The sequence below is a fragment of the Vibrio sp. 10N.261.51.F11 genome (assembly GCF_041471665.1).
GTDB classification, from domain to species: domain Bacteria; phylum Pseudomonadota; class Gammaproteobacteria; order Enterobacterales; family Vibrionaceae; genus Vibrio; species Vibrio crassostreae_C.
The window spans coordinates 1-24515 of sequence record NZ_JBFROW010000025.1 but is presented as its reverse complement, the minus strand read 5'-3'; the positions used below and the strand labels follow the sequence as shown (position 1 = coordinate 24515).

General features: G+C 45.2%; 19 protein-coding genes. 17 read left to right on the top strand and 2 right to left on the bottom strand.

Annotated elements, in window-relative coordinates; all coding sequences use genetic code 11:
- Positions 1 to 143: 143 nt before the first annotated feature.
- Positions 144 to 2294 (bottom strand): bifunctional tRNA (5-methylaminomethyl-2-thiouridine)(34)-methyltransferase MnmD/FAD-dependent 5-carboxymethylaminomethyl-2-thiouridine(34) oxidoreductase MnmC, encoded by a 2151-nt coding sequence (gene mnmC, locus AB4351_RS08245; protein ID WP_102320176.1) that lies wholly within the window; start codon positions 2292 to 2294, stop codon positions 144 to 146.
- Between the two features lie 56 nt (positions 2295 to 2350).
- Here mnmC and fabB point away from each other — a divergent pair, with 56 nt between their 5' ends.
- The 10 genes from fabB (at position 2351) to purF (ending at position 17310) form a co-directional block, all read left to right on the top strand.
- Positions 2351 to 3562, top strand: a complete 1212-nt coding sequence (fabB, locus tag AB4351_RS08240; RefSeq protein ID WP_017062353.1) for a beta-ketoacyl-ACP synthase I — start codon at positions 2351 to 2353, stop codon at positions 3560 to 3562.
- Between the two features lie 485 nt (positions 3563 to 4047).
- A complete protein-coding gene (locus AB4351_RS08235; RefSeq protein WP_017062351.1) occupies positions 4048 to 5181 on the top strand; it encodes a 4-phosphoerythronate dehydrogenase in 1134 nt (377 codons plus the stop codon).
- 12 nt (positions 5182 to 5193) lie between these two features.
- A complete protein-coding gene (locus tag AB4351_RS08230; protein WP_017062350.1) occupies positions 5194 to 6207 on the top strand; it encodes an aspartate-semialdehyde dehydrogenase in 1014 nt (337 codons plus the stop codon).
- A gap of 207 nt (positions 6208 to 6414) precedes the next feature.
- Complete coding sequence (locus AB4351_RS08225) at positions 6415 to 11235, top strand: FimV/HubP family polar landmark protein (RefSeq protein ID WP_372125614.1); 4821 nt, start codon at positions 6415 to 6417, stop codon at positions 11233 to 11235.
- Between the two features lie 194 nt (positions 11236 to 11429).
- Positions 11430 to 12224 carry a tRNA pseudouridine(38-40) synthase TruA gene (truA, locus tag AB4351_RS08220; RefSeq protein WP_004734161.1) on the top strand — a complete coding sequence of 265 codons (795 nt, stop codon included), beginning with the start codon at positions 11430 to 11432 and terminating at the stop codon, positions 12222 to 12224.
- A gap of 176 nt (positions 12225 to 12400) precedes the next feature.
- Positions 12401 to 13327, top strand: a complete 927-nt coding sequence (accD, locus tag AB4351_RS08215; RefSeq protein ID WP_017062348.1) for an acetyl-CoA carboxylase, carboxyltransferase subunit beta — start codon at positions 12401 to 12403, stop codon at positions 13325 to 13327.
- 42 nt (positions 13328 to 13369) lie between these two features.
- The gene (gene folC, locus AB4351_RS08210; RefSeq protein WP_017062347.1) at positions 13370 to 14632 is read left to right on the top strand and encodes a bifunctional tetrahydrofolate synthase/dihydrofolate synthase; all 1263 of its coding nucleotides are present in this window, start codon (positions 13370 to 13372) and stop codon (positions 14630 to 14632) included.
- A complete protein-coding gene (locus tag AB4351_RS08205; RefSeq protein ID WP_017063432.1) occupies positions 14633 to 15208 on the top strand; it encodes an SPOR domain-containing protein in 576 nt (191 codons plus the stop codon).
- 61 nt (positions 15209 to 15269) lie between these two features.
- Positions 15270 to 15761 carry a CvpA family protein gene (locus tag AB4351_RS08200; RefSeq protein WP_009848678.1) on the top strand — a complete coding sequence of 164 codons (492 nt, stop codon included), beginning with the start codon at positions 15270 to 15272 and terminating at the stop codon, positions 15759 to 15761.
- 34 nt (positions 15762 to 15795) lie between these two features.
- Positions 15796 to 17310 carry an amidophosphoribosyltransferase gene (purF, locus tag AB4351_RS08195; RefSeq protein WP_017062345.1) on the top strand — a complete coding sequence of 505 codons (1515 nt, stop codon included), beginning with the start codon at positions 15796 to 15798 and terminating at the stop codon, positions 17308 to 17310.
- 99 nt (positions 17311 to 17409) lie between these two features.
- Here the strand turns inward: purF and AB4351_RS08190 are convergent, their stop codons facing one another.
- Positions 17410 to 18285: a LysR family transcriptional regulator gene (locus AB4351_RS08190; RefSeq protein ID WP_372075008.1), complete on the bottom strand. Its 876-nt coding sequence runs from the start codon at positions 18283 to 18285 to the stop codon at positions 17410 to 17412.
- Positions 18286 to 18518: 233 nt separating this feature from the next.
- Here AB4351_RS08190 and AB4351_RS08185 point away from each other — a divergent pair, with 233 nt between their 5' ends.
- From AB4351_RS08185 to recR, 7 genes are all read left to right on the top strand, one after another.
- Complete coding sequence (locus AB4351_RS08185) at positions 18519 to 19622, top strand: response regulator (protein WP_102332530.1); 1104 nt, start codon at positions 18519 to 18521, stop codon at positions 19620 to 19622.
- 148 nt (positions 19623 to 19770) lie between these two features.
- Positions 19771 to 19908: a hypothetical protein gene (locus AB4351_RS08180; protein ID WP_017067606.1), complete on the top strand. Its 138-nt coding sequence runs from the start codon at positions 19771 to 19773 to the stop codon at positions 19906 to 19908.
- Between the two features lie 74 nt (positions 19909 to 19982).
- Complete coding sequence (locus AB4351_RS08175; protein WP_029225617.1) at positions 19983 to 20354, top strand: YbaN family protein; 372 nt, start codon at positions 19983 to 19985, stop codon at positions 20352 to 20354.
- Positions 20355 to 20515: 161 nt separating this feature from the next.
- Positions 20516 to 21061 carry an adenine phosphoribosyltransferase gene (gene apt / locus AB4351_RS08170; RefSeq protein WP_017062340.1) on the top strand — a complete coding sequence of 182 codons (546 nt, stop codon included), beginning with the start codon at positions 20516 to 20518 and terminating at the stop codon, positions 21059 to 21061.
- An 18-nt stretch (positions 21062 to 21079) separates the two neighbouring features.
- Complete coding sequence (dnaX, locus tag AB4351_RS08165) at positions 21080 to 23296, top strand: DNA polymerase III subunit gamma/tau (RefSeq protein ID WP_372125612.1); 2217 nt, start codon at positions 21080 to 21082, stop codon at positions 23294 to 23296.
- A 152-nt stretch (positions 23297 to 23448) separates the two neighbouring features.
- The gene (locus AB4351_RS08160; RefSeq protein ID WP_017062338.1) at positions 23449 to 23778 is read left to right on the top strand and encodes a YbaB/EbfC family nucleoid-associated protein; all 330 of its coding nucleotides are present in this window, start codon (positions 23449 to 23451) and stop codon (positions 23776 to 23778) included.
- Between the two features lie 78 nt (positions 23779 to 23856).
- Entirely contained in the window at positions 23857 to 24456 is a 600-nt protein-coding gene (gene recR / locus AB4351_RS08155) for a recombination mediator RecR (RefSeq protein ID WP_019823189.1), read from the top strand.
- The last annotated feature ends 59 nt before the right edge of the window (positions 24457 to 24515 follow it).

The following is a 24515-nucleotide window of genomic DNA, read 5'->3' as shown; positions in this document are numbered from 1 at the left end:
TTCGTTTAGAACATCAGTTTAGAGCAACACGAATAACAAAAAGCCCGAGCGACTTAACTTAGTCACGTAGGGCTTTTTAGCTTTTAACTTATTAGTTTCAGATATTCAGAAATTTCAGATGTTCAAAATAGCTGAACTAGAAACTACGGCTTTGATTTAGAATGCTTGTCAGCAACCCATCCAGCCGTTAATGCCTTACCTTTACGCAGTCTGCGTACCCACATTCGACTTGGGTGAATCGCCTCAAGCACATCAACAGGCAAGGGCAGCGGATCGCCACAGATCTGTGATGCTAATACTTCAGCCAATAATGGTGCAGAGCTCAAACCACGTGAACCCAGTCCGATAAAGCAATAAAGGTTAGGGAAGCTTGTTACCGTTTCTACATCCTCAACCGAGTCACGCTGCGGGTTGAAGTTGTGGAGATCTTGGTACTGCTCCTTAATGGCTTCAAAGTCACCAACGTTTCCCACAAACGGAAGGTGGTCACGGCTTACGCTTCGGATACCTTGGCGCGCTAAGTTGTCACTGGTATCGACATCTTTTGTCCATGCTTGGTCTGGTAGTGACCCATGTAGGCGCTCGCCATTGTGCTGCTGAACCTCAATATCAAATTCTTGGTCGATATTGGTTTTGTCGTAGTTCGCACCAATACAGTGATGACCATTGTTGGGGTTCTGTGGCGTCAAATAGCCATCAAAGCACAACACGGTTTTTAGCTGGCTGAGATTTTCCGTGGTCGGAATATGGCTCACTTGGCCTTTAACCGGAGTCAGTGGTACTGGCTGAGTTTGTTCAAACTGAGTGAACTTGTGTCCGTTTGCGACAACTACTTGGTCGTGCTTAGTTTGAATCTCACCTTGAGGTGCCTCAATCGTCAGTAACCATTGTTGTTCAGCTTCGAGCCACTCAAGTTGCGTTACTTGATGTTGATAGTGTGCGCTCACTTGGTTGCTCTCTTCTAGCTTGCCAATCAAGCCTTGAGTCAGTTGAAGAGGGCTTAGCCAACCACCCAGCGGAAAGTAAACACTCTCTTTATCGACGGGTAAGCCAATCTTTTCGTTGGCTTGCTCTGGCGATAAACGCTGAATCAGGTCGGTGTGGAAGTTGCCTTCCAACATGCGGTTGAGCTTTTTAGTGGAGCCTTGATCCCACATCAAGATGTTCACGCCACACCAACTGTGATCAAATTGAATAGACTGAGCCGCTTGATTAATAAATTGACGAGCAAACAGTAATCCCGGGCCAAACACGCGAGACACGTTCGAGGTCGCTTCGCTTAATAGCGGGTAAATCGCACCTTGGTTGTTACCTGAGGCATTGCCCGCAGCTTGTGGATGTTCACAATAAAGGGTGATGTTTTTACCACGACGGCTTAGCGTTTTGGCTAATGCAGCACTGGCGACACCACCACCAATGATCGCAATGTCTTGGGATTCAGTGTGTTGAGCGAGGCCATACCAAGGTTTGATGTTGGTGTGAGCGTGCTTTTCGCCAAGTCGGCCGGCGATCATTTCTCGCTTAGTACCAAAGCCTTTGACCTTTTTCATTTCAAAGCCAGCTTCAATTAAGCCACGGCGAACAAAGCCAGCAGCGGTGAAGGTGGCGCAGCTACAATCTTGCTTAGCGAGCTTAGCCATGCCGTTGAATAGGTTTTGATTCCACATCTCTGGGTTCTTGCTCGGAGCAAAACCGTCTAAGAACCAAGCATCAACCAAACCTTCACGCGGGGTTGGTACGTTGGGCATGCAATCTTTAATATCGCCAAACCACAAATCAAGCGTGATTGCACCGTCGCCCAGCACAATGCGGTGACATTCAGGTAGAGCAATAGGGTAGTGTTCTTGGAGTTGCGTCGCATACTCGGCTAATTCTGGCCACGATTGGTGTGCTTTGATGAGATCCTCTTTATTTAAAGGATATTTTTCAAAACTGATGAAATGTAACTCTTTGGTCATCGCTTGTGGGTTATCTTTAAGAAAAGCATCGAACCATTGCCAAACTGCAAGAAAGTTCAAACCTGTGCCAAAGCCGGTTTCAGCAATCACAAAGCGGCGTTGTTCATGTTCAAGCCAACGCTCTGGAAGGTGGTTTTGCTTTAAAAAGACGTAGCGAGTTTCTTCTAAACCGTTAACATTGGAGAAGTAAACGTCGTCAAATTGGTCTGAAACTGGCGTGCCAGACTCATTCCATTCCAGTTCTGCATTAGTAATTGAAGTCATAAAATCTATCATTTTGTGATTTGAAGCGATATGTTGGTAGGGATTGTACGAATTTCTAGGAAAGCTGACCACTTTTGTTAGGCTTCTTAGTTATCATCTAGCTGAATTTAGAATTATAGGAATGTCACATGAAACGAGTCGTAATCACCGGTATGGGTATTGTTTCAAGTATCGGTAACAACGTCGAAGAAGTTTTAGCATCACTGAAAGAGGGTAAATCTGGTATTACCGCTTCAGAGCAGTTCAAGGAAAATGGCTTGCGCTCTCAAGTATGGGGTAACCTAAAAATGAACCCTGCTGACCATATCGATCGCAAAAAAATGCGCTTTATGGGTGATGCAGCGGCATTCGCTTATCTTTCAATGGAGCAAGCAATTGCTGATTCTGGCTTAACTGAAGATCAAGTATCTAATGACCGCACGGGTATCGTTGCGGGTTCAGGTGGTGCTTCATCTCTAAACCAAGTAAACGCGGTAGACATCATCCGTGAGAAAGGCGTGAAGCGCGTTGGTCCATACATGGTTCCACGTACAATGGCTTCTACGGTTTCTGCTTGTCTAGCAACTCCTTTCAAAATCCGTGGTGTGAACTACTCTATGAGCTCTGCATGTGCGACATCTGCACACTGTATTGGTCACGCAATGGAGCTTATCCAACTTGGTAAGCAAGACGTTGTATTCGCTGGTGGCGGTGAAGAACTGGATTGGTCTCTGACTATGATGTTCGACGCAATGGGCGCACTTTCTACTAAGTACAACGATACGCCAGAGCTGGCTTCTCGTACCTACGATGCAGACCGTGATGGTTTCGTTATCTCTGGTGGCGGCGGCATGTTAGTTATCGAAGAGCTTGAGCACGCTGTTGCTCGTGGCGCAAAAATCTACGGTGAAATCGTAGGCTACGGCGCAACTTCAGATGGCTACGACATGGTTGCTCCTTCTGGTGAAGGTGCGGTTCGTTGTATGAAGATGGCGATGCAAAACGTTGATGGCGTTGATTACGTGAACACTCACGGTACTTCAACTCCAGTTGGCGACGTTAAAGAGCTAGGCGCTATCCAAGAAGTATTTGGTGGCAACAGCCCAGCAATTTCTGCAACTAAAGCGATGACAGGTCACGCTCTAGGTGCTGCTGGCGTACACGAAGCTATTTACTCAACGCTAATGCTAGATAACGGCTTTATCGCTCCAAGCATTAACGTTTCGAACCTAGACGAAGCTGCTGCTGGCCTAGACATCGTAACTGAAGCTCGTGATCAAGAGCTAACTACAGTTATGTCTAACAGTTTTGGTTTCGGCGGTACGAACGCAACGCTAGTAATCAAAAAGTACCAAGCTTAACTTAAGCTTGAGTTACAGAGACAAGGTTAATCGTTAAAGGGTTGCGCTAGTGCCGATTCAACACGCACAGGTCACCCAGTAATAATGACCATCAGAACAAAGTTTTTAGACGCAGGTTGGTAAACGTGTTTTTTGAACATAGTTTTTAAATCTGGGTTTAGAGATTGAAAGGTTTCCAGAGCTTGACCAGTACTGACTTTGGTTAGTACTGGTTGAACAGACGCAAGACTCTGTCTCCTGGAGAGCGAGATAGGATCCTTTTGTTCTGGATGTTTGCCCGATTGTTTATTCAATCGGGCATTTTTCGTTTTAGCCGTTTGATCTTGGGTGTTCACTCTGGTTTCGGTTCTTGTCTGCCAAGGTTAGGTGATTCAGCCCTTTATTTATAATGTATTCCAATTGCTACTCGACACCGTGTGTGGAATTTTGCACAATCATTTCAATTCACATTTAGGTCGATAGACCCCAACAAAAGTACTCGCCAAATGAAAATCTTAATCGACGAAAATATGCCTTACGCTGAAGCGCTTTTTAGCCAGCTAGGGGAAGTGACAATGAAGTCTGGTCGCACATTAACAGCTGACGACCTAGTTGACGTAGACGCATTGATGATTCGCTCTGTTACCAAGGTAAACGAGTCATTGATCAGCAAAGCCAATAAGCTGAAGTTTGTTGGTACTGCGACGGCTGGCATGGATCACGTTGACCAAGAGTTGATGAAAGAGCGTGGCATTTTCTTTACTGCGGCACCTGGTTGTAACAAGGTGGGTGTTGCTGAGTACGCGTTCAGTGCGATGATGGTGCTTGCGCAGCAACAAGGCTTTTCTGTTTTTGATAAAACGGTTGGTATTATCGGCTGTGGTCAAGTGGGCAGTTACTTAGCGAAGTGCCTTGAAGGTATTGGTATCAAAGTTCTGCTGAACGACCCTCTAAAACAGCAAGAGGGTGATACGCGCGAATTTACTGAGTTAGAGACTTTGCTTGAACAATCAGACGTTATTACATTACACACGCCAATCACTAAGACGGGTGAGTATCCAACGCATCACTTGATCAGTGAGCAAGTGCTGAACAACTTACGTGCTGATCAAATCCTGATTAATGCAGCTCGCGGTCCTGTGGTTGATAACCAAGCGCTAAAAGCTCGCCTGCAAAAAGCCGATGGTTTCACTGCAGTGCTTGATGTGTTTGAGTTTGAACCTGAAGTCGACTTTGAGCTTCTTCCGTTACTCGCTTTTGCAACGCCTCACGTAGCGGGCTACGGTTTAGAAGGTAAAGCGCGTGGTACCACGATGATCTTCAACAGTTATTGTGAATTTTTAGGTACTGAACAGCGTGCGTATGCAAGCGACTTATTGCCGACAGCGCCTGTACCTCAAATGAAATTAGATAGAGCTTGGGATGAAGCAACACTGCACAATTTGACTCAGTTGATCTATGATGTGCGCAAAGACGACGCCTTATTCCGTCGCAATATCGTTACGCCGGGTTCTTTTGACAAGATGCGTAAAGAATATTGGGACCGCAGAGAGTACAGTGCAGTCGAGTTAACGGGCGACGAATCTTGTAATTTAACGCCGTTATCTAAACTCGGTTTTATGGTAAAGCCAACTTTATAAAAGAGAGAAACAATGAGCCAAGAATTTAATATTGCTATTTTAGGTGCGACTGGTGCGGTTGGTGAAACCATTCTTGAAGTACTTAAAGAGCGTAAATTCCCTGTCGGTGAAATGCACTTACTAGCAAGTGAACGTAGTGAAGGCAAAACTTCCCGTTTTAACGGCAAAACAATACAAGTACAAAACGTAGAAGACTTCGATTGGTCTCAAGTACATATTGCGTTTTTCTCTGCAGGTAGCGAGCTTTCAGAGCGTTGGGCTCCAATTGCGGCTGATGAAGGTGTGGTTGTCATCGATAACACATCACGCTTCCGTTACGAATACGATGTTCCTCTGGTTGTGCCTGAAGTGAACCCTGAAGCGATTGCTGAGTTCCGTAACCGTAACATCATCGCGAACCCTAACTGCTCGACTATCCAAATGGTAGTAGCGCTAAAACCAATTCACGATGAAGTGGGCCTTGAGCGTATTAACGTTTCAACTTACCAATCTGTGTCTGGTGCAGGTAAGCCAGGTATCGATGAGCTAGCGGGTCAAACGGCTAAGCTTCTTAACGGTATGCCAGCTGAAAACTCAGCGTTCTCACAACAAATCGCTTTCAACTGTATTCCTCAAATCGATGAATTTACAGAGAACGGCTACACGCGTGAAGAGATGAAGATGGTTTGGGAAACTCAAAAAATCTTTGCTGACTCTTCAATCACAGTGAACCCGACTTGTGTCCGCGTACCAGTATTTTACGGTCACGCAGAATCTCTACACATTGAAACTCGCGCACCAATCGGTGCAGAGCAAGTGGTTCAGCTTCTAGAGAACACAGAAGGTGTTGAAGTATTCCAAGCGCTAGACTTCCCAACTCAAGTTCGTGATGCAGGTGGTAAAGACCACGTAATGGTTGGTCGTATTCGTAACGACATCAGCCATCACAGTGGCGTAAACATGTGGGTTGTCGCTGATAACGTTCGTAAAGGCGCAGCAACAAACGCAGTTCAAATCGCTGAAGTTCTGATTCGCGATTACTTCTAAGCTTTATTGCTTTGATAAAAAAGCCTCACTCTTTAGTGGGGCTTTTTTAATCGATTAAAAATATTGTTAGTCAAATTGTGTGAAATTGCTGCGAATATTGTTGCTGCAACACATTTTTTGTTTTCATCTCTATAGTTTTACGTCATTTATCCGATATATTTAATAGATCATCACTTTTCCGAATTTAAGCACCTAGCTGAGCCTTTTATGTTTCAAATTTTCAAGCCGTGGTTAATGCCTTTTGCCTTTATCATTGCGACTCAGATTTCCGTTGTTCGTGCAGATTCCATTCGAGTTGTAGGGCCTAATGGCCAGATACAATCAGCGCCTACGTTTTCAGAACCACTTCAAAGAGCGCAATCAAATAGCGCTGAGCCTTCACGTTTCTATGGTCCAACTCGCGGCTCAGAAACATTGTGGTCTATTGCCTCAAAGTTACGCCCTGATAACTCCGTTTCAGTCCAACAAACTCTGTTGGCTATTTATCGCTTAAACCCACAAGCGTTTGAAAACCAGAATATCCATAGCCTGCTGCCTGCGAGCAATCTACGCGTGCCTTCTTTAGAGCAAGCACGTGCAAGCTCGACGCAGCAAGCTATCAACATCATGAACTCACATCTTGCTAAGCTTGATGCTCCTGCAAGTAAGCCTGTCGCTTCAAAACCCAAAGCGCCGAGTTCTGATGCAAAAAATGTTACTCCTGCTAAGCAAGTAAGCACTACTGAAACTGCTAAAAAGCCATTGTCTCCAACTCAATCATCTCTAGCTCAATCTGCACCAACCCAAGAGATGAACAAGTTAGAGAAGCAGCTAGAGCTTTCAGAAACTGAACTGCTGTCACTTGAAGAGAAAAATCACCAACTTCGTTTGATGTTATCGAATGTTCAATCGGAAGTGGATGAGCTAAAAACAGAGCTCAGTGATGAAGACCGCATTCGTAGCGAAGTGGAAAAGCTGCTTGATGAAGAGCGCAGAAAGAACGCCGAAATTGAAAAGATGGCACCAAGTGTCATGGACGAACTGTTATCGAATGGTTGGTTAGTGGCGGCTCTTGCGATTATTCCAGGTCTGCTCATTGGTTTGATCGTTGTGATGCTGTTAGGCCGTCGTTCTAAAAATGATGAGCAACAGCAGACGACTCAAGAACAACCGCTCCAGCCAGAACCAAGTACCGTTGCACCTATTACATTGGGCGACGAGATGGACGACCTTAACGAGCTGTCTTTAGATGATGACTTGTTTGGTACGGAAGATGACGCCAACAAGCTGTTTGACGATCAAGCGCTAGCCGAAGAGGATGATGTCTTTGCTGGTTTAGATGAATCTGATCTCGATTTCAATCTAGATGGTGAAGACGATGACCCATTTGCTAGCATTGGCGAAAACGGTGATTTAGACACCAACTTCGACGATCTAGATTTAGACAGCAGCAACGGCATTAGTGTTAATGGCGAAGAGAAAGCGCTTGGCCTTGAAGAGATGGAACGTGCGCTAGACAAAACAGCGGAAAGCGCCGTCGATACTGATGATGTCGACTTTGATCTTTCTGATGATAACGCAATGTCTGCTGATGACATTGAAGCTTTACTATCTCAAGAGTCTGAAACTGAAGATCTCGGTTCCAACGAGCTAGACCAATCTTTATTAGATGATCTGTTTGCTCTTGATGACGAAGATGACGACAGCTTCGATATTGATGCTCTGATTTCGGAAGAGCAAAGTGATTCGCCTTCTAGCACTGAAACACCAGCAAGCGATGATTTTGACATCGATGCGCTTATCTCTGAGCAACAAAGTGAGACTAAGCCTGTTGATTTGAGCAATGACGATTTTGATATTGATGCTCTAATCTCTGAACAACAGTCCCCTGAGCCAGCTTCACCGACAGCGAATGATGATATTGATGACATCTTTGCCCAAGTTGCTGCTCAGAACGATCAAGCGAATGACCCTTTCAACCTCGATAGCGACGATGAGATTGCCACTAACCTAAACAGTGGTTTGGCGTCTGATGATGATATCGAAAACATTCTGTCTCAGTTCGATAAGCCCATCGTAAATGAAGAACCTCAAGACAGCGTTGATCTGCTTGATGAGCAACTGGCAGGCGATGACGTAGACCTAAGTAACTCGACAGACCTTCTTGATGAGATGCTAGGGGACGATTCGGATGATGAGTCTGAAAGCGAACCTCTTGGCTTTGATTCTCTGTCTGAGCTTGAAGAGCTTTCTGGTTTATCGACCGATGATGACCTCAACATCGCAGAAGACAGCACGGAAACCTTGGATGAATTAATAGGTGACTCTGACGACGATGATTTCGAACTCGACGCCGAAAGTACCGACTTATTGGATGATTTCCTTGATAGTGAATTGTCAGATGATGAGCTTTTAGCGGATGCATCAAAATCAGAATCTCTAGACCCATTTGATGACTTACTGACAAGTGGCATTGAAGACGAGCTTGAATCTGAAGATAAGACGTTTGATAAAGAGTTAGACGCAGCCTTTGGTTTGGACAACGCCAATGAGGAGCCTGAAAAGGACTCAGACGTTGAGCTTACTCCGTTAACCTCTGAAGGTGAGCCTAAGCAAGATCCGGACATTAGTGAAACACCACGACCTGAAGTCGTTACTGATGAATCGTTAGATTCTGAAATGACTCAAGAAAGTTCTGACATTAAGCCAGAAAATGATGAAGCCTTTAATCGTGATGGTTTTATCGATGATTTGTTCGGTGTCGCACCGGCAACGGATGCTTTGCTTGATGACTCGCTAGAAACAACAGACGAAGCGTTGATTGATGAGTTAATGACTTCTGATGACAATGATTTGTTGCCAGCAATAGAAGAGCCTGTTGAACCATCAATTGACAATACGGTTGAACCAGAGCAAGCGTCTCTTTTAGACAGCGACGAAGTATCAGCGCAAGAAACCGCATCATCGGTTGAAGATGATGAACTGGATATCGACTCGCTGTTATCTGAGAATTCTGATTTTGACAAACCAGATTTTGAAGAGCGAGTTAAAGAAGAAACCGCACAACAAGAACCAGAGCCGAAAGAAGCCGACGTACAAGAGCAAGCTTCGCCATCGTCTTTGAACGATATCTCTGAAGATGAAGAAGAAACGGTTGAAGACTGGTTAGCTGAAGCCATCGACGATGTAGAGTCGCCAGCGAACATTGACTCTGATTTTGACTTTGAACCGAAAATCCAAGGTAGCGATCAGCTTGAAGATGTCGTTGAATCCTTGCCAGAGCCAGAGCCAGAGCCAGAGCCAGAGCCAGAGCCAGTTCGTGCTGCAAACATGCCAGAGATCATTCCAAATGAATTTGGTGTGCCAGAAGACGATGATTGGCTGATTGAAGATGAGGCGTCTGAACCAGAAGCATTAGCGGAAACTGACGTAACACCAGAGCTAGTGACACCTGTCGCTGAACCGAAAGTTGAAGCTACACCACAAGCGGAAGTAGCAGAACAAGCTGAAGTTCTAGGACAAGAAGGCGAAGAAGAATTCTCGTTTGATGACTTCGAATTGCCAGAGTTTAATGAAGAAGATGCACTAGCGGAAGCTGATGCTGAATCAACACCAGAACCAGTAACGCCAGCTATTGATGCTCAACCAAGTGTTGAGCCTCAAACTGAAGCCCAAGTTATAGCTCAGGCGCAAGACGACGAAGAGTTTTCGTTTGATGATTTCGACTTACCAGAGTTTAGTGAAGAAGACGCACTAGCGGAAGCTGATGCTGAATCAACAACAGAGCCAGCAACGCCTGCTATAGACTCTCAATCAAGTGTTGAATCGCAACCTACCGCTGAGCCTCAGTTAGATGCTGCACCACAAGTTGAAACTGCGAAACCAGAAAGCGAAGAAGAATTCTCGCTTGATGACTTCGAACTACCAGAGTTTGGTGAAGACGATGCGTTAGCGGAAGTGGTGAGTGAACCAGATGAAGCACAGTTAGAGCAAGACTTAGCGCCTGACACAGAGAAGTTCGAGTTCGATGACCTTGATCTTCCGGAGTACGATGAAGAAAGCGCAAAAGCAGACTCTGTTTTAGATGATATTGAGCAAAGCAATGCCGAGCCGGTGGCGGAAGCCCAAGGCGTAGAGTTCGATGAGTTTGATTTACCGGAATATGGTGAAGATGAAGCCATCTCTGATGCGTTTGCTGAGAAGCCAACACCACTGACTTCTTTCAGCCCACAAGGCGAAGAGCAAGATGCGTTGCATGATCTGTTCTCAAATCCGCAGAGCTATAGTCAGGCTGATGATTTCTCGAGTGCTGAAGACTCTGAACCGGCTGGTTTTGCACAGCCAGAACAATCACTGAGCGCGGCTTCAGAGCCAAACTCAACGCCTGCAGCGGTTCAAGACGAGCCACTAGAAGGCTTTGATGACTTTGATGAGACAGCATTAGCTGAGTTGCTTTCTGAAGATGTTCAAGACTCTGTCGACAACATGTTCGATAAGCCATTGGACGCAACTTCGATTGATAGCGCAGGGTTAGATATTGACGCCATGCTTGAAGTCGGCGGCGAAGACTGGAAAGGCTTTAACCTAGCGCCAGAACAACAATCGAGCATGCATAATGATGTGCCTGATGACCAACAAGAGATTTGGGCATCGGCTGAACAGCAAGCTGAACCGAAAATCAAAGAAGAGAATTGGGCTGAACAAGACAATCTAACCGAATCAGGCAACAGTCGTGATAAGCAGTACATGACGATTGATGAGCTAATGGCTCAAGTCGAGCAAGAAGGTGAAGAAGTCATTAATCCAGACGATGAAGAGCTTAAACTGGATGTGGGTCTTAACGAATTCCCTGATGTTATCGGTGATATTGGCAATTATGATGTCGACAGCAATGCAGAAGCTGCGGGTAAGCTTGATTTGGCCAAAATCTACATCGAGATGAGTGACTCGCAAGGGGCAATTAAGCTTCTAGAAGAGGCAATCGTTGACGGCAGCGATGATATTCGTCGAGAGGCAAAAAATCTTATCGATACGTTAAACGGTCGATAAATTTACAAATCAGAAAGGGTAGCGTTGGCTACCCTTTATTTTAAGGCGATACAGAGCGCTATCGTTTCATTTGGTTTTTCAACAGCATCGTCTCGGTCGATGCTGATTGTTTATTGAAGTTTTAGCCCCATCCTATTTGGGCTAGCACTGATTTCCGTATATACTTCTCGCCCATTTTCAAAGAGAACAAGAACATGAAAATTGCTTTAGGTATTGAATATAACGGTACCCACTACTTTGGTTGGCAGCGCCAACGAGACGTGAAAAGTGTCCAAGAAGAATTGGAAAAGGCTCTTTCAGTTGTCGCGAATCACCCTGTAGAAGTTATGTGCGCAGGTCGTACAGATGCCGGTGTTCACGGTACGGGACAAGTCGTTCACTTTGAAACTAATGTCGATCGTAAAATGGTGGCATGGACAATGGGCGCGAATGCCAACATGCCAAAAGATATTGCGGTTCGTTGGGCGACAGAAGTGAATGAGGATTTCCATGCTCGTTTCTCGGCTACTGCCCGCCGTTATCGCTACATTATCTTTAACCATGCACTACGCCCAGGCATTTTGAATTCAGGTGTGAGCCATTATCATGGTCATCTTGATGAGAAAAAAATGCATGAAGCGGGTCAGTACTTACTTGGTGAGAATGACTTCACTTCGTTCAGGGCAACACACTGTCAATCTCGTAGCCCATGGAGAAACATGATTCACTTGAACGTGACTCGTCATGGACACTACATTGTGATCGATATTAAAGCGAATGCGTTTGTTCACCACATGGTGAGGAATATTACGGGTAGCCTTATTGCCGTAGGTAAAGGTGAGCAGAAACCAGAGTGGATCCAGTGGCTTTTAGAAGCTAAAGATCGAAAAGTAGCCGGCGCAACTGCAAAAGCGGAAGGTTTGTATCTGGTGGATGTTGATTATCCTGAACATTTTGAGCTACCACGAGAGCCAATTGGTCCTCTATTTTTACCGGATAATTTGAACTAAATGTGAGACTTAGGTTCAAAAATTATTACGGTTTAGTGCGTAAGATAGTCCCAGAAAATAGGTACAACCAGTTTTTTATCTACAGTCGCTGTTTTATGTGCTTTAATTCCCACGCATAATTCCCAAATTTATTTCTTTCGCAATCAAGCGGAAGAATCGAAACAAAAAGGTCTTCCATGAGTTGGCTTGAAAAGATTTTAGAAAAAAGCAACATCGTAACATCTCGTAAAGCGTCTATCCCTGAGGGTGTTTGGACGAAATGTACTTCTTGTGAGCAGGTTCTGTACCATGCTGAACTAGAGCGTAACCTAGAAGTATGTCCAAAATGTGACCATCACATGCGCATGAAAGCACGTCGTCGTCTGGATACATTCCTAGACAAAGGTGAGCGTGTTGAACTAGGTGCTGATCTTGAGCCACAAGACAAGCTGAAGTTTAAAGACTCTAAGCGTTACAAAGAACGTATCTCTGCTGCTCAAAAGAACAGTGGTGAAACAGACGCATTAGTTGCAATGAAAGGCGAACTATTGGGTTTACCTATCGTAGCGTGTGCTTTTGAATTCTCATTCATGGGCGGCTCAATGGGTTCTGTTGTTGGTGCTCGTTTCGTGAAAGCGGTAGATGCTGCTATCGAGAACAACTGTGGTTTAGTGTGTTTCTCTGCAAGTGGTGGTGCTCGTATGCAAGAGGCATTGATGTCTCTAATGCAAATGGCGAAAACCAGTGCTGCGCTTGAGCGTTTATCTGCGAAAGGCCTACCGTTTGTTTCAGTTATGACTGATCCAACAATGGGTGGTGTTTCTGCAAGTTTGGCAATGCTTGGCGATATCAATATTGGTGAACCAAAAGCACTGATCGGTTTTGCTGGACGTCGTGTAATCGAACAAACGGTACGTGAAGACCTTCCTGAAGGTTTCCAACGCAGTGAGTTCCTACTAGACCACGGTGCTATCGACATGATTGTTGACCGTCGTGAGATGCGTCAGCGCGTTGCAAGCCTTGTTGCTAAAATGACCAACCAGCCTTCACCATTAGTAGTTTCTGTGAACGATTCACCGAATGAAGCTACTTATGAAGTACCAGAAGCGCCAGAAAAAGGGTAAAGTACCTTCTAACAAACCAACTTAATTATGGTTATGAGTTAGATGAGTCAACAACCTATTCCTCAAGCCACATCCTCTTTGGAGATGTGGCTTGATTATTTATCAAACATCCACACAAGCGCTATTGATCTTGGATTAGACCGAGTTCAGGCCGTCGCCTCTAAGGCAAACCTCACCAAACCTGCTCAACATGTTATTACTGTTGCCGGAACCAATGGCAAAGGCTCAACATGTGCACTGATGGAAGCGATTCTATTGGACGCTGGTTACTCAGTTGGTGTCTACAGCTCTCCTCACTTAATTCGCTATAACGAACGTGTTCGTATCAACGGCCAAGATCTATCTGATGAAAAGATGGTTCAGTCTTTCGATTTCATTGAGAAAGAGCGTGGCGAAATCAGCCTGAGTTTTTTCGAATATGGCACTTTAGCGGCGTTACGTGCATTTCAAACTGAAGCGGTTGATGTTGTGCTTTTAGAAGTGGGTTTAGGCGGGCGTTTAGACGCGACCAATATCGTTGAGCATGATGTTTCTGTGATTACTAGTTTGGCTGTCGACCATGTTGACTGGCTAGGTGATGACATCAATGTGATTGGTTTTGAGAAAGCGGGCATTTATCGTAGCGGTAAACCCGCTATCTGTGGTCAACCCAAGCCACCGGCTACGGTTGCAGCGCACGCTGATGACATTAAGGCTGAGTTCTACCAAGTCGGTATTCAATACACTTATGATGTTGACGGTGATACGTGGAACTGGCGCAGTGGTGCATTCCAACTAGAATCGCTACCTATTCCAAGCCTGCCGTTACCTAACGCTGCAACAGCGTTGATGGCATTGGGCACATCAGAGCTTAGTATTAGCGACGTGAACGTGGTTAACGGCATGAAGAATGCGCAGCTTCCTGGGCGTATGCAGCAAATTAGCGAACAACCGGTGATTGTGCTTGATGTAGCACACAACCCGCATTCTGCTGAGTACTTTGCGCAGCAAGTCGCGAAGAAGTATGCAGGCAAAAATTTACACGTTGTAGTCGCCATGCTTCATGACAAAGATATCCCCGCGACATTGGAAGTATTAGCTCCAATAACAACACATTGGTACCCAGCTTCGCTGAACGGCCCACGAGCCGCAACAGCCGCTGAATTGTGTCAAAGCTTACCTGAAGGTGTAGAGCGGTATTCAAACCCTGTTGTAGCGTTTGAAGCGGCTTTAGCTTCTGTTAAAGGTGACGATGTTGTGTTGGTTGTCGGTTCTTTCCATACAGTGGGTGAAGTGTTGGAGCATTGGCAGAAAAAAGGAAACTAAATGGCAAGTAAATTCCAAAGCCGGTTAGTCGGCACCATCATTTTAGTGGCCATTGGCGTGATTGTATTGCCCGATGTACTAGATGGTAAGAAGCTCCACTACAAAGAAGAGTTTGCAAGCATTCCAATTAAGCCTGAGCTTGATAGTAATGTTGAAGTGTTTGAAGTACTCGATCCCGTTGAAGATCAGATAGCGCTACCGGATTCTCCGGTTGAGCAAGTGGTTGAAAGTGGTCGTACTGATAATTCAAACACGCAAACCGCGTCTTCTTCTAATGATAAAGAAGCAGACAAAGTGGCAGTTGTGGTTAAGCCGGTACCTGAAAAAAATGAATACCAAGACAGTGCTTGGATTATTCAATTGATGGCTTTGAAGAATGCTGACAACGCAAAAAACGTTGTTAAGGATCTGCAAAAGCGCGGTTATCAGGCTCACACCAAGCAAGAAAAAACTTTTACGCGAGTAATTATTGGCCCGGATGTCTCTAAATCCAAACTTGAGCGACAAATTAAGGAATTAGAAAAAATTACGGGTTCAAAAGGCCAGTTGCTCAAATTTAAACCGTTAAATCCATAAGAAAACGTTTGCGTCAGCATTTTTTCTGTTAAAATGCGCGCCAACTTAAGATGAAGAATTCATGAATTGGTTAGATTTTGTCATTTTAGGCGTGATCGGCTTCTCTGCCGTGATCAGTTTAGTTCGTGGTTTCGCTAAAGAAGCCTTGTCACTCGTTATTTGGTTTGGAGCATTTTTTATTGCTAGCCAGTACTACGCTAAATTAGCGATGTACTTCACCAATATCGAAGATGAGATGTTTCGAAACGGAACTGCGATAGCAGCATTGTTTGTTGCAACGTTAGTTGTGGGTGCCTTAGTTAACTATGTCATCGGTCAACTAGTTCAGAAAACAGGCCTGTCAGGTACAGACAGAATCCTCGGTGTCGTCTTTGGTGGCTTACGTGGTGTTTTGATTGTTTCTGCAGTGTTGTTTTTCATGGATGCGTTTACTGCATTCCCAAGTTCTGAGTGGTGGAAGAATTCGCAATTGGTTCCAGAATTTAGTCGAATCATTGCGCCGTTCTTCGAGCATTTACAAGCAACATCTAGTTTCTTATCTGGCGCGCTCTAGCGCCAGTTAATGTCGAAAAATCGAGGATTAGGACATGTGTGGTATTGTTGGAATCGTGGGTTCAACACCTGTAAACCAGTCTATTTATGACGCTTTAACGGTATTGCAGCATCGTGGCCAAGATGCCGCTGGTATTTGTACCATAGAAAGCAATCGTTTCCGTCTGCGTAAGGCGAACGGTTTAGTAAAAGATGTTTTTGAAGCAAAACACATGCAGCGCCTACAAGGTGAAGTTGGTATTGGCCATGTTCGTTATCCTACTGCGGGTAGTTCAAGTGCGTCTGAAGCTCAGCCTTTCTACGTAAACTCTCCTTTTGGCATTACGTTGGCGCACAACGGTAACCTGACGAACGCAAACGAAGTTCGTGAGAAGTTGTTCGAAAAAGACCGTCGTCATGTAAACACAACCTCTGACTCTGAAGTTCTACTGAACGTATTAGCTCATGAGATCGATACTGTTAAAGGTAACGTAACTTCAGATGACGTTTTCCGCGCTGTGGCAAATGTGCATCGTACAATTCGTGGTGCTTACGCCGTAACGGCGATGATCATCGGCCACGGTATGATCGCATTCCGTGACCCACATGGTATTCGTCCATTGTGTCTTGGTAAGCGTGAAGTTCAAGGTAAAACAGAGTACATGGTTGCGTCTGAATCGGTAGCACTCGATGCTGTTGGTTTCGACTTCATGCGCGACGTAGCACCAGGTGAAGCTATCTACGCAACGTTTGACGGTGAGCTTTTCACTAAGCAATGCGCAGACAACCCACAACTAAACCCATGTATCTTTGAGTTTGTATACTTTGCACGCCCAGATTCATTCATCGACAAAATCTCGGTTTACAGCGCACGCGTTGAGATGGGTGAGATGCTTGGTATGCGTATTAAAGAAGAGTACGCAGACTTAGACATTGATGTAGTTATTCCAATCCCTGAAACATCAAACGATATTGCGCTACGAATCGCTCAAGCGATCAATAAGCCATACCGTCAAGGTTTCGTGAAAAACCGCTATGTTGGCCGCACATTCATCATGCCAGGTCAGCAACAACGTAAGAAGTCGGTTCGCCGTAAGCTCAACGCAATTCGCTCTGAGTTTAAAGGTAAGAACGTTCTTCTGGTTGACGATTCTATCGTTCGCGGCACAACATCAGAGCAGATCATTGAGATGGCTCGTGATTCTGGCGCAAATAAGGTCTTCATGGTTTCAGCTGCTCCAGAGGTTCGCTTCCCTAACGTTTACGGCATTGATATGCCGAGCGCGACAGAGTTGATTGCTCATGGTCGTGATAACGAAACGATTTGTAAGCAGATTGGCGCAGACGCCTTGATTTTCCAAACGCTACCAGATCTGATTTCTGCAGTGGGCATGGGCAATCAAGACATCTCTCGTTTTGATACTTCTGTATTTAACGGCGAGTATGTAACGGGCGATATCGACCAAGTGTACCTAGATTTCCTAGACTCTTTGCGTAATGACGACTCAAAGGTTCAGCGTGAGATTCAACAAGATCTTGCTAACTTAGAGTTACACAACGAAGGCGCTTAACTAGCGTTTCGTTAGTCATACAGAGTTTCGCTAGCGATACAGAAAATAAAAAACCAGAGCATCGGCTCTGGTTTTTTTTTATAGAGAAGGGGATTGACCTTAATGAATGTGGTATGCGATCACAAAATCAATAAACAATCTCACTTTCTCTGGTATATGGTCTTTGTGGTTATAAAGCATGTAAATATCACGAGGGTTAGCGCTCCAGTCTTCTAAGACTTGCACTAAGCTGCCATCTTCAATGTATTCACGAATCATCACGTCAGGCATCAGGGTGATACCTAGGCCTTCTGAGCACGCTTGTCTTACGACATTAAGCGCATTGGCGTTGAAACGGCCTTTCTCGCTATTCACCACCGTCTCTTCATTCGAATTACTCAGCTGCCACTTAATCAGCGGGTAGCCTTTGAGTAGCGAATGGTTCGCTAGCTCTTCAGCATGGCTTGGAGCTGGGTTCTTCGCTAAGTACTCAGGGCTCGCGATAAGAATATCTTTGACTTCACTGATTTTTCGAGCGATTAGGCTTGAATCACGCTGAGGGCCGACTCGGAAAATTACGTCCCACTCCGTTGGATCCAGCTGATCCGCTTGGTTGTTCATCATCAGCTCAATATTGATATCAGGGTATTGAATCATGAATTCACTGAACATTGGCATCATCATGCGCTTGGTCAGGTTTGAGGGTGCCGTAATACGAATCTTACCGGAAGCGCCTTTGCACACGTCAGTTAACTCTTCTGCAGTAGAAGAGAGACGTTGCAACAGCGGAGAGCATTCATTGAAGAAACGTTCGCCTGCCTCTGTTAAAGAAAGTTTACGCGCGTGTCTATTGAGAAGCCTAAGGTTCAAAGAATCTTCTAAGGCTTGGATGCGTCGTGTGATGGTCGCAACCGGAATCATAGTCTTGCGCGATGTTGCGGTGTAGCTCCCATTTTCAACGACGAGTCGAAAGAGGTTTAAATCATCTAATTTCATAAATCCAGACACATTTGTTTACAATCTCATCTCATCTAATTTATACGTAACAGTGAGATCAATGTTTGCGTTACGTCAACTCGTTGCACTATTTACAAGTATTCCAACCCTCGTCACGAATTACCAGTAAAGAGTGCAAATTTGTGTATTTAGCATTTTATTACTAAGTTTTATATTAGTTCTTAGAACAGATAACAATAATAATTCGACTTAGTTTTGTGAGGTTATAGATTATGTACAAAACTCACAGTCAGCCAGTAATGACCTCGGCTCAGGAAGTAATTAACCAAAAATGCGTGATGTTGGTTGATGATGATCCTATTTTTCGCCGTATAACCAGCGCGTACCTAGACAAGGTCGGTTATAAAGTGGTTGAGGCTGAAAATGGACTGGACGCTTTGCAGAAACTTAGAGACTCAGCGCCAGATTTAATTGTGTGTGACTTATCAATGCCAATACTTGATGGCATAGAGCTTGTGGAAGAGCTTAGTTTAGAGTACCCGTCACTGCCTATGATCGTTGTGTCTGGCACTGATGATATGTCTGACGTGGCGAAAGCCTTGCGATTTGGTATTAAAGACTTCTTGGCGAAGCCGTTAGAGGATCACCGTCACCTAGGAAGTGCGATTGCGAATACATTGACAGATTCGTTCGATAACATTTCAGACCAACGAGATTTTTCGAGCCAATGGTTCTGTGTGGATGATGGGGGAGAGATCCCTGAAGACCAAGAACTGCATTGGCACCTGAATTACCTTCAAGATAACCCAAGCGCAGCAAAAGACTTACTGCATGCGCTGCTTCCAGAGAAAGATACGCGACAAGGCTCATGGCGTTGCAGTTACCGGTTACTGCAATCAACAGAGATGATGCCACTTGTGTTTGACTATGCGTGGATGATGAACGGGCAGTTTGCTTTTTACCTCGTCGATTCATCGTCGTCTGATAATGGCGGCTCCGCGACAACATTGTTAGTGAGAGCGCTGTTCCACGATTACATAAGAAACAGAAAAGATTTTAATGTTGATCTCAAAGATATTGCTGAAATCTTAGAGAAGGGGATTCGTTGCTCTAAATGCTCCACCCCAGTGAATGCCTTGTTTGGTGTTGCTGACCTTGCCGAGGGAACCATCTCCATTTTGCCTGCGGGTCTAGACGGGCAATGGTCGAATGGTGAATTGAATCAATATATTGCAGCAGGTGAGCGCTTGGGTGAGAACTGCAAGAAGAACTTTATTACGCGGGACCTTCCGATCGAACAGGGCTGCCAACTGTCGTTGAGCCTACTTGGAGCGGCAAGTTTTAGTTTAGACATACACCAAGGGTCTACTGATTAACCCTATATTTCCTCGGTTTTTGTGAATAATTGATTAAGGTATAGTTGCGCAAATGGTGTGGCTATGCCTTTTTTGTTAAATGTCGATTTAGCAAAGCGGGTTTGGTTCGCCGGATACTTACCTTCACTAACAAAAACAAGAAGCAATCATGGCAGATAACAAAGACTTTCAAGACCCGTTTAATGTATTCTACTTTTTAGGATTTTTAGCCGCATTTTTAATGATTCCATTGCTACCAGCAACACTTACGTTGATCCGTGTATTCAATGGTTACGCAACATTCTAGTTAAGCTGTCGTCGCCGATTGGTGATAGCTAACTCAAGGAGGCCACAATTAGCGTTCGAGTTTTAAGCCTCAATATTGCTGGTGGCCTTTGTATATTTCTCGCAGTTCTAGGGATAGTTTTGCCCGTTCTGCCAACCACTCCTTTTCTCCTTCTTGCCAGCGCATGCTTCATGCGAAGCAATCCGAAAGTTCATAAATGGATGCATGAGCACAAAACGCTGGGTCCTTTGCTGAACAATTGGTATCAACACGGTGCCGTCACCAAACAAGTTAAAACGCGTGGCGTATTCTTTATCTTGTTGAGTTTTGCGTTATCCATCTACTTTGCCCCTATCATTTGGGTCAAGGCTTTCCTAATTTGTGTACTTGTTATTCTTCTCACATGGTTTATGCGACTTCCAACCCATGAGTTGGTTGCTGACAGCAAAGAAAATCACTACCATTAAGCCAGTGTGCCTGCTTGTATAGCGGGCGTTTATTATTTCAGCAATCAGAGTTATGACTCTCGTTGCAATGAATACCAATCGTACCTTTCCTTAATTCCGAGCGTTGATGTTTGATTCGTTAACGAGAGTTTGGAAAGCGGCCTAATGAAGTGCATAAGATTATGAACACAGAAAAAATCTCTCTGATCAAAGCAAGCATCAAAAGCATTCCTGATTACCCTAAAGCGGGTATTTTGTTCCGTGACGTAACAAGCTTGATGGAAGATCCAGTAGCTTACAAAGCGACTATCGACCTGCTAGCGGAAACATACAAGGACATGGGCTTTACTAAGATCGTTGGTACTGAAGCTCGTGGTTTCCTATTTGGTGCGCCTTTGGCACTTGAGCTAGGTGTTGGCTTCATTCCTGTTCGTAAGCCGGGCAAGCTGCCTCGTCAAACTGTGGCACAATCTTATGAGCTTGAGTACGGCACCGACACTCTAGAAATCCATACTGATGCTATCGTTGAAGGCGATAAAGTGCTTATGGTTGATGACTTGCTAGCAACGGGCGGTACGATTGAAGCAACAACAAAGTTGATTCGTCAGCTTGGTGGTGTGGTAGAACACGCTGCATTTGTTATTAACCTTCCAGAAATCGGTGGTGACAAGCGCTTACAAGGCTTAGGTCTAGAAGTGTTTAGCATCTGCGAATTCGACGGTCATTAATCCTTTTCGGAATTATTCATGAGCTATCTTGCGTTAGCGCGAAAATGGCGACCAACCAAATTCAAAGAAGTGGTTGGTCAAGCCCATGTTTTAACAGCATTAGAGAATGCCCTTAGCCAGAATAGGTTGCACCACGCATACCTGTTCAGCGGTACACGAGGTGTTGGTAAAACAACCATCGGTCGTTTGTTTGCTAAGGGACTCAACTGTGAAACAGGCATTACCTCAACACCTTGTGGTGAATGTGCAACCTGTAAAGAAATCGATGAAGGTCGCTTTGTTGACCTGCTCGAGATCGATGCGGCATCACGAACTAAGGTAGAAGATACCCGCGAGCTTCTGGACAATGTTCAGTACAAGCCTGCACGTGGTCGCTTCAAGGTTTACCTAATCGATGAAGTCCACATGCTTTCTAGGCACAGCTTTAATGCGCTTCTAAAGACCTTAGAAGAGCCGCCTGAGTATGTGAAATTCTTGCTCGCAACAACGGATCCACAGAAGCTTCCAGTAACGATCTTGTCGCGTTGTTTGCAGTTCCATCTTAAGCCGATCAGCGTTGATAATATTCACGAGCAGCTCGATCATATTCTTGAACAAGAAGATGTGACGTCTGAATCTCGTGCGCTTGGAATGATTGCTCATGCTGCTGATGGCAGTATGCGTGATGCGCTAAGCCTTACAGACCAAGCTATCGCATTGGGTAATGGCAATGTCGTAACAGATACTGTTGCTCACATGCTCGGAACACTGGATACCGACCAAGCTATCCACTTGCTTGAAGCGATTAGCAGTAAGCAGCCACAGCAAGCGATGGCGTGTATCCAAAGCCTTGCTGAGAACGGTGTCGAGTGGGATGGTTTGCTGAATCAGCTTGCGACTCAACTGCATCGTCTTGCGATGTTCCAAGCTTTGCCATCCACACTAGATAAGGCACAGCCTGACGCTGAGAAGCTTGAACTACTGAGCAAAGCGCTTAGCCCACAAGACATTCAACTCTACTACCAGATCGTGTTGAAAGGTCGTGAAGACTTACCATTGTCGCCAACCGCTCGCGTTGGTATTGAGATGGTGGTTTTACGCATGTTGGCATTTAGACCAGCTGAACAAGCGGTTGCTACGGCAATCTCGACTCAGTCGGCAAGCCCAGCGCCAGTTCCAGCAGCTCAAGCTCAGAACGTTACTCAGTCAGTGAGTCAACCTGCGCCAATGGCAGCTCCGAGACAGCCTCAGATGCAACAACAGGCGCCTCAACAGCAAGCTATGCAGCAGCCACCCGTGCAGCAGAATCCAGCACAGTATTCAGATTCGCAAGGTTACGCTGAACATTCAGGCAACCAAGGTTATCCTGAGCAGGATTACCCGCATAGCCAGTATGACGCGCCTCCTGCTTATGATGAGCGTCCAAGCTACGGTGCAGAGCAGCCTCAGCAGCAACAAACGAATTATCAAAACCAGAGTCCGGTTCAACAGCCAAGCGCTGCACCTTCTGCTCCGCAAGAGCAGCCAGCGCGTGCAACTTCGCCTATGAGTGGTTTACGCCACCAATTACGTTCTCAACGTAGAGGCAGTTCGGCAACAGAAAACAAAGGCTCGGCGCCAAAAAAGGCTAAAGCGACACCAGCTAAAACTTCAGTTCTTGATCGAGTTGCTCAGCAACACGGTGGTTCTGAGCGGGTGTCGCCAGCTTCTTTATCATCCTCTTCGACAGAAAATGTGACCAACGATAATGAACCTTATCGCTGGAAACCGTCTAAACCTGTAGTGAAAGAGGTAAGCAAAGAGCTTACACCTACTCAAATAAAGCGTGCGTTGGAGCATATTAAGACACCAGAAATGGTCGATAAATTGCTTCAAGAGTCGATTGCTCAAGATGAATGGTCCGCCACGATTCAAAAGCTAGAGACAGCCAAGCTTGTTGAACAGTTAGCATTGAACTCAGTGTTTGCTAAAAACGACACATCAATCACTTTAACGTTAAGAGCGAGCCAAGCTCACTTGAATACGGACCGTGCACAGAGTGAATTATTGCAGTCTCTCAATACTGTGCTTGGAGAAGAGTGTCATTTGAGTGTTGAAATCGGTGATGGTGGAGAAACGCCGCTAGAATTACGAGAAAGGTTGTACCAAGGTAAGTTGAAAGACGCGTTTACCGCTTTAGAAAACGATGCCAACGTACAGTTCATTGAAAGACGTTTTGCCGCTGAACTCGACAGAGACAGCGTTCGTCCTATCTAGAACGTTTTCTTGTTTAGTGACCGGCATATCATCCCAGATAAGCAAATCTGAGAACTGAACATCGAGGGGTTGAATCACACTGTTTTAACCCCCATTTAAGCTCGTATAGCTTAATTAATTTTAATAAACCAATTAGACCAGAGAGTATTAACATGTTTGGTAAAGGCGGTATGGGCAACATGATGAAGCAAGCCCAGCAAATGCAAGAGCGCATGCAAAAGCTTCAAGAAGAAATCGCAAATATGGAAGTTACAGGTGAGTCAGGTGCTGGCCTTGTAAAAGTAACGATCACTGGTAGCCACAGCGTTCGCCGTGTTGATATCGATGAAAGCCTAATGGAAGACGATAAAGAGATGCTTGAAGATCTTATCGCTGCTGCTTTCAACGATGCGGCTCGTCGCGTTGAAGAAACTCAAAAAGAGAAAATGGCTAGCGTAACTGGCGGAATGCAACTTCCACCAGGTATGAAGATGCCTTTCTAAGTAACTTATTCTTAAAGGTTAATTCAGGTGGTGGTTTGTGTTGAACAGGCTATTACTTGAACATTAGAACGGTTAAATATGCGTACCAGTCATATGCTGGAGCATTTGATGGAGGCCTTACGTTGTCTACCTGGGGTTGGCCCCAAGTCGGCGCAGCGTATGGCCTTTCATTTGTTACAGCGCGATAGAAAAGGCGGCCTACAATTGGCTGAAGCTCTTAGCCAAGCAATGACCGAAATTGGTCACTGTAATGAGTGCCGTACTTTTACTGAAGAAGATACTTGCCACATTTGTACCAATCCTAAACGTCAGGAAAATGGTCAAATCTGTGTAGTAGAAAGCCCTGCAGACATTGCAGCAATAGAAGCGACTGGCCAATATTCAGGCCGTTACTTTGTATTGATGGGCCACCTTTCACCACTTGATGGTATTGGTCCAAGTGACATCGGTCTCGATGTCTTGGACTACCGCCTGCGTCGTGGTGATATCTCTGAAGTAATCCTAGCGACTAACCCAACAGTTGAAGGGGAAGCGACAGCGCATTACATTGCTGAGCTATGTAATGCCCATGAAGTGAACGCAAGCCGTATCGCTCATGGTGTTCCCGTTGGTGGTGAGCTAGAGCTGGTGGATGGCACCACGCTTTCGCACTCCTTACTCGGTCGTCATAAGATCTAAAAAAGCCGCTTGGTGAAGCATCACTAAGCGGCTTTTTCTTGGTTCATCGCGGATTAGCG

Excerpts from the sequence above, each read along its gene's own strand:
- AB4351_RS08190 (WP_372075008.1), bottom strand. The coding sequence starts at position 18,285 with ATGAAATTAGATGATTTAAACCTCTTTCGACTCGTCGTTGAAAATGGG.
- truA (WP_004734161.1), top strand. The coding sequence starts at position 11,430 with ATGAAAATTGCTTTAGGTATTGAATATAACGGTACCCACTACTTTGGT.
- dnaX (WP_372125612.1), top strand. The coding sequence starts at position 21,080 with ATGAGCTATCTTGCGTTAGCGCGAAAATGGCGACCAACCAAATTCAAA.
- fabB (WP_017062353.1), top strand. The coding sequence starts at position 2,351 with ATGAAACGAGTCGTAATCACCGGTATGGGTATTGTTTCAAGTATCGGT.
- folC (WP_017062347.1), top strand. The coding sequence starts at position 13,370 with ATGAGTCAACAACCTATTCCTCAAGCCACATCCTCTTTGGAGATGTGG.
- AB4351_RS08200 (WP_009848678.1), top strand. The coding sequence starts at position 15,270 with ATGAATTGGTTAGATTTTGTCATTTTAGGCGTGATCGGCTTCTCTGCC.
- recR (WP_019823189.1), top strand. The coding sequence starts at position 23,857 with ATGCGTACCAGTCATATGCTGGAGCATTTGATGGAGGCCTTACGTTGT.
- AB4351_RS08185 (WP_102332530.1), top strand. The coding sequence starts at position 18,519 with ATGTACAAAACTCACAGTCAGCCAGTAATGACCTCGGCTCAGGAAGTA.
- AB4351_RS08225 (WP_372125614.1), top strand. The coding sequence starts at position 6,415 with ATGTTTCAAATTTTCAAGCCGTGGTTAATGCCTTTTGCCTTTATCATT.
- AB4351_RS08180 (WP_017067606.1), top strand. The coding sequence starts at position 19,771 with ATGGCAGATAACAAAGACTTTCAAGACCCGTTTAATGTATTCTACTTT.
- AB4351_RS08205 (WP_017063432.1), top strand. The coding sequence starts at position 14,633 with ATGGCAAGTAAATTCCAAAGCCGGTTAGTCGGCACCATCATTTTAGTG.
- AB4351_RS08230 (WP_017062350.1), top strand. The coding sequence starts at position 5,194 with ATGAGCCAAGAATTTAATATTGCTATTTTAGGTGCGACTGGTGCGGTT.
- purF (WP_017062345.1), top strand. The coding sequence starts at position 15,796 with ATGTGTGGTATTGTTGGAATCGTGGGTTCAACACCTGTAAACCAGTCT.
- AB4351_RS08160 (WP_017062338.1), top strand. The coding sequence starts at position 23,449 with ATGTTTGGTAAAGGCGGTATGGGCAACATGATGAAGCAAGCCCAGCAA.
- AB4351_RS08235 (WP_017062351.1), top strand. The coding sequence starts at position 4,048 with ATGAAAATCTTAATCGACGAAAATATGCCTTACGCTGAAGCGCTTTTT.
- accD (WP_017062348.1), top strand. The coding sequence starts at position 12,401 with ATGAGTTGGCTTGAAAAGATTTTAGAAAAAAGCAACATCGTAACATCT.
- apt (WP_017062340.1), top strand. The coding sequence starts at position 20,516 with ATGAACACAGAAAAAATCTCTCTGATCAAAGCAAGCATCAAAAGCATT.